This window comes from Ruegeria sp. AF3 (genome assembly GCF_056536285.1).
In genome coordinates, this window is record NZ_JBQFJM010000001.1 from 2,874,568 (window position 1) to 2,889,661 (window position 15,094).

11 protein-coding genes are annotated in these 15,094 nt (G+C 61.6%); 6 read left to right on the forward strand and 5 right to left on the reverse strand.

The features are described 5' to 3' along the window. Positions 1-193: 193 nt before the first annotated feature. The 5 genes from ftsZ to ACR3FC_RS14500 all read left to right on the forward strand — a co-directional run bounded on the left by ftsZ (position 194) and on the right by ACR3FC_RS14500 (position 7,393). On the forward strand, positions 194-1,798 hold the full coding sequence (gene ftsZ, locus ACR3FC_RS14480; RefSeq protein WP_480475965.1) for a cell division protein FtsZ: 1,605 nt from the start codon (positions 194-196) through the stop codon (positions 1,796-1,798). Positions 1,799-2,011: 213 nt separating this feature from the next. Beyond that, complete coding sequence (gene lpxC / locus ACR3FC_RS14485; RefSeq protein ID WP_480475967.1) at positions 2,012-2,932, forward strand: UDP-3-O-acyl-N-acetylglucosamine deacetylase; 921 nt, start codon at positions 2,012-2,014, stop codon at positions 2,930-2,932. A 126-nt stretch (positions 2,933-3,058) separates the two neighbouring features. After that, entirely contained in the window at positions 3,059-3,922 is an 864-nt protein-coding gene (locus tag ACR3FC_RS14490; RefSeq protein ID WP_480475969.1) for an outer membrane protein assembly factor BamD, read from the forward strand. A 36-nt stretch (positions 3,923-3,958) separates the two neighbouring features. After that, positions 3,959-5,608, forward strand: coding sequence for a DNA repair protein RecN (gene recN, locus ACR3FC_RS14495; protein WP_480475971.1), 1,650 nt, complete (start codon positions 3,959-3,961; stop codon positions 5,606-5,608). A 99-nt stretch (positions 5,609-5,707) separates the two neighbouring features. Then, entirely contained in the window at positions 5,708-7,393 is a 1,686-nt protein-coding gene (locus ACR3FC_RS14500; RefSeq protein ID WP_480475973.1) for a chloride channel protein, read from the forward strand. A gap of 59 nt (positions 7,394-7,452) precedes the next feature. On the opposite strand, the gene ACR3FC_RS14505 is transcribed toward ACR3FC_RS14500, so the two are convergent. From ACR3FC_RS14505 to cobS, 4 genes are all read right to left on the reverse strand, one after another. After that, positions 7,453-7,794, reverse strand: coding sequence for a DUF427 domain-containing protein (locus ACR3FC_RS14505; RefSeq protein WP_480475975.1), 342 nt, complete (start codon positions 7,792-7,794; stop codon positions 7,453-7,455). Positions 7,795-7,857: 63 nt separating this feature from the next. Next, the gene (locus ACR3FC_RS14510; protein ID WP_480475977.1) at positions 7,858-9,648 is read right to left on the reverse strand and encodes an aminopeptidase P family protein; all 1,791 of its coding nucleotides are present in this window, start codon (positions 9,646-9,648) and stop codon (positions 7,858-7,860) included. Between the two features lie 81 nt (positions 9,649-9,729). After that, the gene (gene cobT / locus ACR3FC_RS14515) at positions 9,730-11,607 is read right to left on the reverse strand and encodes a cobaltochelatase subunit CobT (RefSeq protein WP_480475979.1); all 1,878 of its coding nucleotides are present in this window, start codon (positions 11,605-11,607) and stop codon (positions 9,730-9,732) included. A 121-nt stretch (positions 11,608-11,728) separates the two neighbouring features. Next, positions 11,729-12,715, reverse strand: coding sequence for a cobaltochelatase subunit CobS (gene cobS / locus ACR3FC_RS14520; RefSeq protein ID WP_480475981.1), 987 nt, complete (start codon positions 12,713-12,715; stop codon positions 11,729-11,731). 448 nt (positions 12,716-13,163) lie between these two features. Here cobS and ACR3FC_RS14525 point away from each other — a divergent pair, with 448 nt between their 5' ends. Next, a complete protein-coding gene (locus ACR3FC_RS14525; protein ID WP_480475983.1) occupies positions 13,164-14,054 on the forward strand; it encodes a Hint domain-containing protein in 891 nt (296 codons plus the stop codon). Positions 14,055-14,220: 166 nt separating this feature from the next. On the opposite strand, the gene ACR3FC_RS14530 is transcribed toward ACR3FC_RS14525, so the two are convergent. After that, a complete protein-coding gene (locus tag ACR3FC_RS14530; RefSeq protein ID WP_480475985.1) occupies positions 14,221-15,060 on the reverse strand; it encodes a hypothetical protein in 840 nt (279 codons plus the stop codon). Positions 15,061-15,094 lie beyond the last annotated feature (34 nt).

Consider the following 15,094-nt stretch of genomic DNA (forward strand, 5'->3'; position numbering starts at 1 on the left):
GTGATGGTCGCCGCTGTTTCCGCTATATCTGGCAGTACCTGCGAAATGCCGCCGGTTTCTGCCTTATTTCCTCCATATTTTGTGGTGAATCGCGATTTTTGACGTGACCTTTTCGCATCAGCCCGCTAGAATCGAGCAAGGATAGGTAAGAAAAATACCGCTTTGGCGGAACATAAATACAGGCGGACAGAGCATGACATTGAATCTTTCGATGCCCGGGCAAGACGAACTGAAGCCTCGGATTACAGTATTTGGCGTTGGCGGTGCGGGCGGTAACGCTGTCAACAACATGATTGAAAAACAGCTGGACGGCGTCGATTTTGTCGTCGCCAACACCGATGCGCAGGCGCTGCAGCAAAGCCAGTCCTCGGCGCGGGTGCAACTGGGTGTGAAGGTCACCGAAGGTTTGGGGGCAGGGGCCCGCCCGGCCGTGGGTGCCGCTGCTGCCGAAGAAAGCATCGAACAGATCGTCGACCATCTGGCAGGCGCGCATATGTGCTTTATCACCGCGGGTATGGGCGGCGGCACCGGCACCGGCGCCGCTCCGATCATCGCGCAGGCCGCGCGTGAGCTGGGTGTGCTGACCGTGGGTGTCGTAACCAAGCCCTTCCAGTTCGAAGGTGCCAAGCGGATGCGTCAGGCCGAGGACGGTGTTGAGGCACTGCAAAGGGTCGTCGACACGCTGATCATCATTCCGAACCAGAACCTGTTCCGCCTCGCCAATGAAAAGACTACCTTTACCGAGGCGTTCTCGATGGCCGACGATGTCCTGTATCAGGGGGTCAAAGGCGTAACCGACCTGATGGTGCGTCCGGGCCTGATCAACCTCGACTTTGCGGATGTACGCGCCGTGATGGACGAGATGGGCAAAGCCATGATGGGCACCGGTGAGGCAACTGGCGAAGACCGCGCCATTCAGGCGGCGGAAAAAGCCATCGCCAACCCGCTGCTGGACGAAATCAGCCTCAAGGGCGCCAAGGGTGTACTGATCAACATCACCGGTTCGCACGACCTGACCCTGTTCGAGCTGGACGAAGCCGCCAACCGCATCCGCGAGGAAGTGGACCCCGAGGCGAACATCATCGTCGGCTCGACGCTGGATACCGCGATGGAAGGCGGCATGCGCGTGTCGGTTGTTGCGACCGGCATCGACGCCACCGAAAAAACGGCTGATATTCCGGTCGCGCGCCGCTCGATGTCCGAGCCGCTGACCCGCACCGTTTCGGCCGAAGAATACGGTCGCGAAGAAGCGCCCGCAGCCGCCGAAATGGCAGAGCCCGCGCCGCAGATGGAAGAGGACCGCGAACCTTCGTTGTTTGAAGCCGCGGAAGAGCCCGCCCAGCCGAAGTTCCAGCCGTTTGATGAACGGGATGAGGACGATCTGCCGCCACCGGCCTATCAGCCGCGCGTCGCCGAATTCGAGCCGCAGCCCGAGCAAATAGAACCGGCGCCCGAGGCTTTTGTTGCCCCGCGCGCGCCTGTCGCAGGCACCCCGTCGCCCGAAGCGCTCCAGCGTTTGCAGGCAGCGGTTCAGAAGGTTCCCTCTGCAGCTCAGCGCGCCGCAACGCCCCGCCCGCAAGCGGCGGTTTCGCATCACGAACCCGAAGAACGCTCGCGGTTTGGCTTCAATCGGCTGATCGACCGGATGACCGGGCACGCCTCTGATACACCGGCCCATCCGCCGCGTCAGCAGCCCGTTCTGCGCCAGTCCGAGGCCACGGCACCGATTCACGATGAGGCCGACCCGGATCAGGATCGTATCGAAATTCCAGCCTTCCTGCGCCGTCAGGCCAACTGATCGCGGTAACAAAATCCACTCAAGGGGTCGCCATTTGGCGGCCCTAATTCTTTTTAAAACAGTGGCTTACGAACGGGTAAGCAGGGTTTTGCCGATCTGTTACATACATGTTTCATTCGGTTACAAAGAGTGAGTTGAGCCTTGACGCGGGCTTCCTTAACTGAGTGTCCAACACAGCCCCAGCAGGCTGGACACCACTCGCCGAGGCCCATTTTGCAACATACGCTCAAATCTCCGGTCACGTTTAAAGGCGTCGGGCTGCACAGCGGCAAGCCTGCGACCATGATCCTGAAACCGGCAGCAGCTGGTCATGGCATCTGGTTCAAACGGACGGATATCCATCTGGGCGATGCGATGATCCCGGCGATCTATCACGTGGTCGAACGGACCCCGCTTTGCACCCGTCTGGTGAATGATGCCGGGGTGTCGGTATCCACCATCGAACATATCATGGCAGCTTTGGCCGGGTGCGGCGTTCACAACGCACTGATTGAAATCGACGGCCCCGAAGTTCCGATCATGGACGGGTCTTCGATCGATTTCGTACGCGGCATCATGGCCCGAGGCGTGCGCCGTCAGGCCAGCCCGGTGCTGGCCTATGAGGTGCTGAAGACCGTCACCGCATCGCGTGAAGGGGCCAGCGCAAGCATCGCACCTGCGGATGGGCTGATCATCGATTTCCACATCGATTTCAAAGACAGCGCAATCGGCAGCCAGACCAAGACGCTGGATATGCGCAACGGGTCGTTCGCGCGCGAACTCAGCGATTGCCGCACCTTCTGCCGCCGCATTGATGTTGAAGCCATGCGCGAACACGGGCTGGCCCTGGGCGGTACTCTGGATAACGCCGTGGTCGTGCAGGGCAGCGAGGTTCTGACGCCCGGCGGGTTCCGCCGCGTCGACGAAGCCGTGCGCCACAAGATGCTGGATGCTCTGGGTGACCTCTATCTGGCAGGCGGGCCGATTCTGGGCCGTTTCACGGGCGACAAGTCGGGTCATTCGCTGACCAACACATTGCTGCGCAATCTGTTTGAAACGCCCGGCGCGGTGCGCCCGGTTCTGTGCACGCCGGAACAGGCCGCACGCCTGCCCGGGCAGGGCTTGATCGTAAACGAAATTCCCGAAGTCGCCTGATCAGATCAACTCTGACGACATTTGCGCCAGATGTTGCATAAGGCGTTTTGCACCGGAATATTCTGTGCTAGACCATGGCTCAATTCGGGGCGAACCCCATTAAGTAAGACGACAAGGATGGGCGGTATGGTTGGCAGCAAAGCGGCAGTCAGATTCGCAGGCGCGGTTCTTCTGGCAGCAGTTTTGACGGCATGCGGTAACGGGGGCGGCCTTTTCGGCAACAAGGGCGCGGACCGGGAACAGAATCTGGAAGGGTTCACACCGGAACAGATCTACACCCGTGGCGAATACGAACTGTCGCAGAATCGCTCGGATGACGCGGCTTGGTATTTCTCCGAGGTTGAGCGTCTGTATCCCTATTCAGACTGGGCCAAGCGTGCGCTGATCATGCAGGCGTTCTCGTTCCACTCCGACAAGAACTACGAAGAAAGCCGGGCCGCGGCCCAGCGGTATATCGACTTCTATCCAACGGACGAAGACGCGGCCTATGCCCAGTATCTGCTGGCGCTCAGCTATTACGACCAGATTGACGAGGTCGGGCGCGATCAGGGGCTGACCTTTCAGGCGCTGCAATCGCTGCGCACCGTGATCGAGGTTTATCCCGACAGCGAATATGCCACCTCGGCAGTGTTGAAATTCGATCTGGCCTTTGACCATCTGGCCGGCAAAGAGATGGAGATCGGGCGCTATTACCTGCGTCAGGATCACTTTGCCGCGGCCATCAACCGCTTCCGCGTCGTGGTCGAGGATTTCCAGACCACGTCCCACACCGCCGAAGCGCTTTATCGTCTGGTCGAGGCTTATCTTTCCCTCGGCCTGCTGGATGAGGCGCAAACCGCAGGTGCCATCCTTGGCTACAACTACCAATCCTCGGAATGGTATGACGATGCGTACAAGCTGCTGACCTCACGCGGGCTTCAGCTCAAGAGCCGTGGCAACAACTGGCTCAGCACGATCTATCGTCAGACCATCAAGGGTGAGTGGTTGTAATCGCCATGGCATTAGGCTTGGGACGCTGAAGACCCGATGCTGCGCGCCCTTGATATCCGCGACATGCTGATCATCGACCGGCTGGAACTCAGTTTTCAGCCGGGCCTGAATGCGTTGACCGGTGAAACCGGCGCGGGCAAGTCGATCCTTCTGGATTCGCTGGGCTTTGTTTTGGGCTGGCGCGGGCGTGCGGAACTGGTACGGCAAGGTGCGGCACAGGGCGAGGTTGTGGCCGAGTTCGAGCTTTCCGCCGATCATCCCGCACATGCGATACTGTCCGAAGCGGGCCTGCCAGGCGGGGATGAGCTGATCCTGCGCCGGGTCAACACCGCCGAAGGGCGCAAGACCGCTTGGGTCAATGACCGTCGCTGCTCGGGCGATGTGCTGCGCGCACTGTCGGAAACCCTGATCGAACTGCACGGCCAGCACGATGACCGCGGGTTGCTGAACCCGCGCGGCCACCGGGCCATGCTGGACGATTTCGCCGGGGTCTCGGACCGGCTGACATCCGTTCGTGCGGCCTGGACCGTTATGTCACGCGCCCGCAAGGCTCTGACCGAGACCGAGGCCGCGCTGGCCGCCGTCCGAAGTGAGGAAGATTTCCTGCGCCACGCGGTTTCCGAGCTGGATCAGCTTGATCCTCAGCCCGGTGAGGATGCCGAACTTGATGCCCGCCGCCGCATGATGCAGGGGGCCGAGCGTATCCGCGATGATGTCGCCCGCGCCTATGCCATGCTGACCGGGGACGGTGCCGAAGGGGCGATGTCCGACGCTATCCGCTGGCTGGAAGGCGTGTCCGGCAACGCGGGCGGTCAGTTGGACGAACCGATTGCCGCGTTGGGCCGCGCCATGATTGAACTGGGCGAGGCGCAGGATGGCGTGAACGCCTGCCTTCAGGCGCTGGACTTCAACCCGTCGGAACTGGAACAGGCCGAAGAACGCCTGTTTGCCATCCGCGCACTGGCCCGCAAACATGACGTGGCCCCGGATGACCTGGGCGCGTTTGCCGACACTCTGCGCACCCGCCTCAACCAGTTGGAAGCAGGCGATGCCGACCTGGCGGACAGGCGTGCCGCCGTGGACGCGGCACGAAAGGCTTATGACAATGCCGCCGCCGACCTAAGCGCGGCCCGCACGGCGGCTGCCGGGCGGCTGGACTCTGCCGTCATGGCGGAACTGGCTCCGCTCAAAATGGAACGCGCGGTGTTCCGGACCGAACTCACCCCGGCTGAACCCGGCCCCGAAGGGACCGACGCGGTGGCCTTTACCGTGGCCACCAACCCGGGCGCGCCTGCGGGGCCGCTGAACAAGATCGCCTCGGGGGGTGAACTCAGCCGCTTCCTGCTGGCGCTCAAAGTGTGCCTGTCGGGCGATGACAGCGCCCGCACGATGATCTTTGACGAGATTGATCGCGGCGTTGGCGGGGCCACTGCAGATGCGGTCGGTCGCAGGCTCGCGTCATTGGCGCAGGGCGGGCAGGTGCTGGTTGTCACCCATTCTCCGCAGGTCGCCGCGCGTGCGGCGCATCACTGGCGGGTGCAGAAACAGGTCACGGACGGGCAAACCCTGTCCACCGTCATCCCTCTGGCCCAGCCCGACCGGGTGGACGAGATTGCGCGCATGGTGGCAGGCGACACCATCACGGACGAGGCGCGCGCCGCCGCCCGGGCCCTGCTGCAGGCCTGATGCGCCCGTGGCACGAATTGGCCTCACACTGTCGCTATCTCACTTTTATTAGGGTGCTCCGTGGCTTACTAAGGGTTACGTGATGATCCCCGAGGGCCAATGACCCAGTCGACCCGCACCGTTCTGCGCAACCAGCTCAATCAGGCTCTGGCCGCGATCAAGGATGCGTGGCGGGTGATGCTGCGCCGGGGGCCAAGCCAGATCCAGTTCTGGTTCATCGCACTGGTCATCGGTATCGCTGCCGGTTTCATGGCGCTTGGGTTCCGCAAAGCCATCCGCGCGTTGCAGGCCTATCTCTATGACACCGACGACGTTCTGCTGCTGCACAGCCATGCCGAGAAACTGCCGTGGTTCATGATCCTGATCATCCCGATCATCGGTGGGCTGGTCGTGGGCCTGATCCTGAACCGGTTCACCAATGACGGGCGCGTCAGGTCCGTCGCTGATGTGATCGAAGGGTCCGCCATCACCGACGGGCGGGTCGAGGTCAAGGCCGGCATCGCCTCGTTCTTTGCCTCGCTGATCACGCTCAGTTCCGGGGGGTCAACGGGCCGCGAAGGCCCCGTGGTGCATATGGCCGGGGTGATTTCCACCTGGGTCAGCAACCGTATCCATGCCGACGGGATCACGGGCCGCGACTTGCTGGGCTGTGCTGTCGCCGCCGCCGTATCAGCCAGCTTCAACGCCCCCATCGCCGGGGCCCTGTTCGCGCTCGAGGTCGTGCTGCGCCACTTCGCCGTGCATGCCTTTGCCCCGATCGTCATCGCCTCGGTCGCCGGAACGGTGATCAACCGCCTCGAATATGGCGACGTTACCGAGTTCACGCTGGAAACGCCCGGATCGCTGCAATTCTATGTCGAACTTCCCGCCTTCCTGATCCTCGGCCTGATCTGCGGCTTTGTCGCGCTGCTGCTGATGCGATCGATCTTCTTTGCTGAAGATATCGGCAGCCATATCCAGAACCGCCTGTCCATTCCGGGCTGGCTGCGCCCGGCCGTGTCCGGCGCGATGCTGGGGCTGATGGCGATCTGGTTCCCGCATATCATCGGTGTCGGGTACCAGACCACGATCCGCGCCCTGACCGGTGATCTGGTTCTGACGACCGCGATCCTGTTTGCGGTGACCAAGACTATCGCCGTGGCGATCACCATGGGCGGGCGCATGGGGGGTGGGGTGTTTTCACCGTCCCTGATGATCGGCGCGCTGACCGGGCTGGCGTTCGGACTGATCGCCACTGGGCTGCTGCCGGATGTGTCCGGCACGCATACACTTTATGCCTTTGCCGGAATGGGCGCGGTGGCCGCGGCGGTGCTGGGTGCCCCGATCTCGACCACTCTGATCGTGTTTGAACTGACCGGCGACTGGCAGATCGGCCTTGCTGTTATGGTCAGTGTGTCCATGTCCACGGCGCTGGCCTCACGCCTGGTGGACAGGTCGTTCTTCCTGACCCAGCTGGAACGCCGCGATGTCCATCTGGCCGCCGGGCCGCAGGCCTATCTGCTGGCAATGCTCCGTGCCGGGGCGGTAATGCGTCCGCTCGGGGATCAACGGTCGATCACTGCGGACGAGGCGCAAGCCCTGATCGAACAGGGCCTGTGCATTCAGGCCAGCGCCACGCTTGAGGCCGCGATGCCCTATTTCGACCGCGACGACATTCCCTGCATTCCGGTTATCGTTCTGGAACAGGACGGGTCCGAGACACCGGTTGGCGCGCTCTACCATGTCGACGCGCTCAAGGCTTACAACCGGGCCCTTGCAGCCACCGCGGCCGAGGAACATTCGTAAGGCTCCCGCGACCGGGACAAGCGTTCCGGAAACCTCCGCTGAAACCCTGTCCGGCGCCTCTAAATCTGCTCCACCTTCACCGAGTCCACCGGATAAAACGCCAGGTATCCCTTGATCTCGGCCACGGTGGAAATCGGGTCTTCATAGCTCCAGACCGCGTTTTCGGTCACCGAGGATTTGTTGACGATGGAAAAATGCGTCGCGTCGCCCTTGCCGGCGCAATGCGTCACCTTGTCGGTCTGATCCAGAAACGCCATCGCAACATCGCCGCGCGGAAAGTAAATCACCGGAGCTTTGTCGCCTTCGTGCAGTTCCAGCGCGTTGCTCGTTTCGCCCAGAATCGCACCGCCCGAACGGACAGTCCATTTGCCCGGTGCTTTTTGGATCGTGATCTCAGTCATTTCTATTCCTTCCGTCGACGTATTGGGGCCTCTCCTCTGCCCGTTCTATGTAACAGGCGGGTGTCAGATCGGCGCAGTTGCGGCATCCAACCACAGTTGCGCGTCATGTCCCAGCCTTGGGCGGATTTTTTCCGCGACGTCGCGATGATAGGCGTTCAGCCAGCCGCGTTCGTCAGGCGTCAACATATCCACCATGATCAGCCTGCGGTCAATTGGCACAAATGTCAGGGTGCGCCAGCACAGCATCGCGCGTTCCGCATCGCCACCGGGCAGGGCCGGGGCTTCTTCTACAACCACTAGGTTTTCTATGCGGATGCCAAAAGCGCCCTCGCGGTAATATCCCGGCTCATTCGACAAGATCATGCCGGGTTGCAGCGGGACATGGCTGACCTTCGACAGGCGTTGCGGCCCCTCATGCACGCTCAGATAGGCCCCGACGCCGTGTCCGACACCATGGTTGAAGTCCTGCCCCGCCGCCCATAGCGGCGTGCGGGCCACGCATTCGATGTCGCGCCCGGCCAGCCCTGCGGGCCAGCGCAGCATCGACATGGCAATCATGCCCTTCAGCACGCGGGTGAAGCAGGTCTTTTCCTCCGCCCCGACAGAGCCGATGGCAAGCGTCCGCGTGATATCGGTGGTGCCATCCAGATATTGCCCGCCACTGTCCAGCACCAGCAGATGACCATCCTGCAACCGGCTGTCGGTCTCGTCCGTCACGCGGTAATGCATGATCGCGCCGTTCGGGCCTGTCCCGGCAATGGTATCGAACGAGATATCCTGCAACACATTGTCCCTGCGGCGGTTTTCTTCCAGCCGCGTGACCACCTGCGTCTCGGACAGGCTACCGGGGGGCTGCGTGTCCAGCCAGCACAGAGTTTCGACCACCGCCACCGCATCGCGCAAATGCGCCTCGGCGCTGCCCGCGATTTCGGCCGGGTTCTTGCAGGCCTTGGGCAGGGCACAGGGGTCGCCGCCATCCACCATGGCATCGCCCAAAGCGTCTGCCACGATCTGCGGCACCGTGCTCAGATCCACCTGTACCGCACCGTCCAGCGCTGCCACCGCATCCAGAAACTCCGCAGGGTTGCGCACCGTTACCTTCGGGTCCAGATGATCCTGCACGTCCAACAGTTTTGCCGCAGACATGAACAGATCGACCCTGCCGTCGTCATGCAGGATCGCAAACCCGTGGGCCACGGGGTTGTAAGCGATATCCGATCCCCGGATGTTCAGCAGCCACATGATCGAATCCGGCAATGTGATTACTGCGGCCTTTCGCCCGGCCTGCCGCAGGTCTGCGGCCAGTCTGGCAATCTTGCTGTCAGCGGTTTCACCCGCAAACTCGATCGGATGCGCCTTGACGGCCTGCATCGGCGGTTCAGGCTGGTCTGCCCAGATCCGGTCCACCAGATTGTCGCAGCGCACCAGTTCGACGCCTGTGCCCTCAAGCTCGTCAAGCGCGGCCGAGATTTGTCCTGCCGCGTGCAGCCATGGGTCGAAACCGACCTTGCCTCCACCGGGCAACTGCTCTTTCAACCATGCACTCAGACTCACGTCAGGCCACGGCACCGGCGTGAACACATCCGCGACCTGCGCCTTGACCTGCGTGCGATACCGCCCGTCGATGAACACACCAGCCATGTCGGTCAGCGCAGCACAGAACCCGGCCGATCCCGTAAACCCGGTCAACCAGGCCAGACGCTCATCCCGCGGGGCCACATACTCGCCCTGGTGCGCATCCGACCGTGGGATCAGAAACCCGTCCAACCCTTCGCGCACCAGCTCAGCGCGCAACGCAGCCAGACGCGGCGGCCCCTGCTCGGGCCGCGCGGTCACCTCAAAGGACTGGAACATACTACTCCTCCCTCAGCCGGGCGGTCGATATCGCCGCCTTTTCATCTTTTGGGAAATACTCCCGCCAGAGGCAAGGCCAGCCTAGCCGACCTTTTTCATCCCCATCACCCGCGCCCGCGCGCGCGGATCACTGTCGAACAGGGCCGCCAGTTGTTCCGTCATCGCACCAGCCAGCTGTTCCACATCGGTGATCGTCACCGCACGGTCGTAATACCGGGTCACATCATGACCGATGCCAATCGCCAGCAGCTCGACCATCTTGCGCTTTTCCACCATGGCAATCACATCGCGCAGGTGCTTCTCCAGATAGTTGGCGGGGTTCACGCTCAGCGTTGAATCATCAACCGGAGCTCCATCCGAAATCACCATCAGAATCTTGCGCTGCTCGCGCCGCGCGATCATCCGGCGATGCGCCCATTCCAGCGCCTCACCGTCGATGTTTTCCTTCAGCAGGCCCTCTTTCATCATCAGACCCAGATTGGGCCGCGCCCGCCGCCATGGGGCATCGGCGCCCTTATAGATGATATGGCGCAGGTCGTTCAGGCGGCCGGGTTGCTGCGGGCGGCCATCGTTCAGCCATGCCTCGCGCGCCTGTCCGCCTTTCCACGCCCGCGTGGTAAAGCCCAGAATCTCGACCTTCACATTGCAGCGCTCCAGCGTCCGCGCCAGAACATCGGCACAAATGGCCGCGATCGAGATCGGACGCCCCCGCATCGACCCCGAATTGTCCAGCAACAGCGTCACCACCGTATCGCGGAACTCGGTATCCTTCTCGACCTTGAAACTCAGCGGTGTGGTGGGGTTTGCCACAACGCGCGCAAGACGGCCCGCATCCAGAATGCCTTCCTCGCGGTCGAATTCCCAACTGCGGTTCTGTTGCGCCTGCAATCGGCGCTGCAACTTGTTGGCAAGGCGCGAAACCGCACCTTTCAAAGGTTCAAGCTGCTGATCCAGATAGGCCCGCAGCCGTTCCAGTTCCGCAGGCTCGGCCAGATCTTCGGCCGCAATCTCTTCATCATGCGTGCTCAGATAGACCTTGTAATCCGGGTCGGCCTCGGATGCGGGCGGCGGGGCAGGCGGCTCCAGCGGCGCTTCGCCATCCGGCATCTCCGCCTCGTCACCCAGCTCATCCTCGGCCATCTCATCCATCGAGACCTGCGCCTGAGATTGATCCTGCTGCTCTTCCTGTGTCTGCTCAGGGGTCGCATCCGCGTCCTGATCGTCCTGATCATCCTGACCGGTGCTGTCAGGATCGGGCTGTTCCTCGGCGTCGTCCTCGGCCTGATCTTCCTGATCGTCGTCCAGCTCGTCGGGGTCATCGCCCAGCTGATCGCCATAGCCCAGATCCTTGATCATCTGCCGCGCGAACTTGGCAAACTCCGCCTGATCCGACAGCACGTCATCAAGGTTCTCCAAGACGCCACCGGCCTGTTCCTCAATAAACCCGCGCCACAGGTTCATGATGTTCTCGGCCGCAGGCGGCAGATCGCGCCCGGTGGCCAGATGCCGGATCAGATAACCCGCCGCCACCGACAAGGGCGCATCGGCAGGCTGCTTGCACTGGTCATAGCCGCGCCGGATCGCCTCATGCCCGATCTTGACGTCTATGTTGCTGGCGGTGCCGGGCATATCCCGCGCACCCATCGCCTCGCAACGCGCCGTCTCCATCGCCTCGTACAAGTCCCGCGCCATATCCCCCGGAGGCGCATAGCGCGCATGGGTGGCGTCATCATGATACCGGCGCTGCAAGGCCAGCGCATCCGCCGTGCCGCGCGCCAGCAGAACCTCTTCCCGCGTCATACGCCGAGACACCTGCGGCAGCCGCATCGCCTCGCCCGACAGACCTGATGGGTCGACCGTGTATGAGATGTTCAGCTCAGGGTCGTTGGCCATGACCTTGGTGGCCTCGGCCAAGGCCTTCTTGAAGGGATCGGCAGGGTTGTCGTTCTTCTGTGCCATGTCCTTAAGCCCTCATCAAAGTGACCTGCCCGGCGCGGAAAACAATAACGGATCCGACTTCATCTGGCCAAAAATATCCCCGCCGGAGGCATTGCGCCCGGAACGGGCGCAATCCGGGCGCTTAGCCCAAGCTCGCACTCGCCGCGCTTTCCGGCAATTCCTCGTCAAAGCAGCGCTGATAGAACTCGGCAACGGTCTGACGTTCCAACTCGTCGCACTTGTTCAGGAACGACAGGCGGAAAGCATAACCCACGTTGCGGAAGATCTCGGCATTCTGCGCCCAGTTGATCACGGTCCGCGGGCTCATGACGGTGGACAGGTCGCCATTCATGAAGGCGGTCCGGGTCAGGTCGGCCACGGTGACCATCTGGCTGACGGTCTTGCGGCCCTCGGCGGTGTTGTAATGCGGCGCCTTCGACAGCACGATCATCGTCTCGGCGTCATGGCTCAGATAGTTCAGGGTCGAGACCAGCGACCAGCGGTCCATCTGTGCCTGGTTGATCTGCTGCGTGCCGTGATACAGACCTGTGGTATCGCCCAGACCCACGGTGTTTGCAGTGGCAAACAGGCGGAAACACGGGTTCGGCGTGATGATCTCGTTCTGGTCCAGCAGGGTCAGTTTGCCATCATGTTCCAGCACCCGCTGGATCACGAACATCACGTCGGCGCGGCCCGCGTCATATTCGTCGAACACGATGGCCACGGGGTTGCGCAGGGCCCAGGGCAGGATGCCTTCGTGGAACTCGGTCACCTGCTTGCCATCGCGCAGTTTGATTGCGTCCTTGCCGATCAGGTCAATCCGGCTGATGTGGCTGTCCAGGTTCACGCGCACAGCGGGCCAGTTCAGACGGGCGGCGACCTGCTCGATATGGGTCGATTTGCCGGTGCCGTGATAGCCCTGAATCATCACCCTGCGATTATGGGCAAAGCCCGCCAGGATCGCCAATGTTGTCTCGGGGTCAAACTTGTAGGTCGGGTCGATCACGGGCACACGGTCGGTGGCTTCGGCAAACCCTTTGACCTTCATGTCCGTATCAATGCCAAATACGTCACGGACCGAGATATCTTCGGTGGGTTTTGCGTTTACATCGATCGATCCGTCAGCCATGCGCCTTGTCCTTATCCTTTGCCCCGCTCACCGGGTTTGAACCCGTGTGTGGTGCAACATATTGCGGACAAGGGCAAGGGAAAGCGGCCCGCTCCGAAAGGTGAGCAGGTTTTTCTTTCAAACTGGCCCTATTGACGCGCGGACGATCCTTGGTCGCGATGGGTACAAGACGCAGATCAAGCCGCGTTCATCAACAATGACAGTGCTGCCATTCGGACGCACCCGCCAAACCATGTGTCCGAAAGGCTGCACGCAGGTAGGTATTCAACAATCTACATGTTGTAGAGGATGACCTTATCAGGCATATAATATGGTCTTATGGGGCGTTTTGTAAGTGATCGGGTGTTGGTGAAGCAGGAATGCCAAGCGCAGGCCTTACCGGGGTGTCGCTCCGTGTCGAATGACAGGCAGACGTTAGAAATTGCCTGCAAAGCCGCGGTGACTCCCGGTGGCATTTAACGCTCTTCTCCACACCGTCAATACGACGGGCCAGAACGATCTCATCGTCCAGAACACGACACAACCCGCGATCATCAGCGGTTCGATGGTGTCGTTTGATGGGGGCACGACCTTCCAGCCCTACACCTATCTTGGCCAGGGAAACTATCGCGGAACCGGGGAATCCGGAGAGTTCATTCAGGTCGGCGGGCAGATCTACGCCTGGGATGCCAATAACCCAACAGGCCCGATGACCACAGGCAACTGGAAGATCACCCCGGTTGATCTGAACCCGACCGATCCACCCTGTTTTGTCTCGGGCACCCTGATCGAAACGGATTGCGGTCCGCGCCCGGTCGAAGATCTGGCCGTGGGCGATCGGGTTTGCGTGGCCGGTGGGACCACGCTGCCCATCGAATGGATCGGCAAACGAACGCTCAGTGCGCAAATCCTGCGCGTCCGGCCCCAATTCAACCCGGTTTGCATCCGGCGCGATGCGATGGGCAAGGGCCTGCCGGACAGGGATCTTTACCTTTCTCCGCAACACCGGGTCGTGCTGGGGGGCTGGCGGGCCGAGCTTTATTTTGGCGCACCAAGTGTGTTCTGCGCGGCCATTCATCTGGTCAACGATGATACCATCCGGCAGGTGACGACGGGCGAAGCGGTGACATATTACCACATCGCCTGCGCCGAACACGTGATCCTCACCTCGCACGGCCTGCAAAGCGAAAGCCTGTTTCCGGGCGATATGGCGCTGAAATCACTGCATCGCGACGATGTCGAGGAACTGCGCGCGCTCTTTCCGGGGTTACTTTCAGACGCAGGACCGCACCCCCAAACGTGCCTAAGCTGCCTGACCGGGCGTGAGGCACGCGCGTTGCGAGACATGTTCGCAGACTAGGCCCACATAACGGAAATCGTGGCGCCGCTGTTGGTGCGCGCCCGGATCACGCCCCGCTGTTACCTGCATAAGTGCAGAAGTTGCTAATCGGGGATCAACCGAACAAGGTTTGACGCCTTCATCCTCCGGGACATCGACCCAACATCATTCGCGCATGGCACGGGCATTATGGGCCGTTCAACCCGCCTATGCCCCAATCGGCATGGGTCTCGATAACACTGGCCACGGCCAGCGCCTTTTCCGCGATATCCTCCGGAGTGTCCTCGGCGAACGCGATGCGGGTCATCCTGTCGTGCATCGCTTCCGAGGTGTAAAACTCAAAGGCTCGCGTATTGCCCGGGCTGTTCCAGAACGCGGTGATCCAGATCGAGTCTCGCCCCGGAACGCAATATGCACACCAATCGCGCCACAGGCGCAGCACCAATTCGGTATCCGGGCTTGCGGCGACCTGTTCGAACAGCGACTCCAGCGGCCACCCTGCCAGGGCGAACATGCAAAGCGTATCGTCCAGACAGCCGCGTTCCCGTGCCATCTCGCGTTTCAGATACGCGCGCTGGAACCGGTCCAGAATCTGCCATTCCTCGGGTGACCAGTTATCCGGGTTACCGGTTTCAAACCGGTTCAGGCTCACCTCCAGCCCAACACTGGCGGGGTCTTCGTCCACAGACAGAATCTCAAGGATCCGGGGCAGTAGGTACCCCCATGTTTCGCGGGCTATCCCCGCGGGATCACAAGCGGCGAAGAACCAATCCTGAACGTAATGCAGGGGCAGCTCGGCAATGGACGGCGTGAAGAAGTCCGCCTCAATATCGGCGTCCATGCAGCAGCCTTCGCAAACCTCTATACTGCTCGGCTTTGGATAGGCGAAAACCCTGTACGCATCGCTGACGATGTCAGAAAACGGATGATCCGGCGGGATCTTGGCTTTTGGTGGTTTCTGCTCTTTGCGTACCACGGTCCTTGCATCCAAAACTGTTCTGTCGGGGCAAGGCCACGTCAGTGTCATCCCTGAACGCTACGAAACCCGGATCGATGCGTAA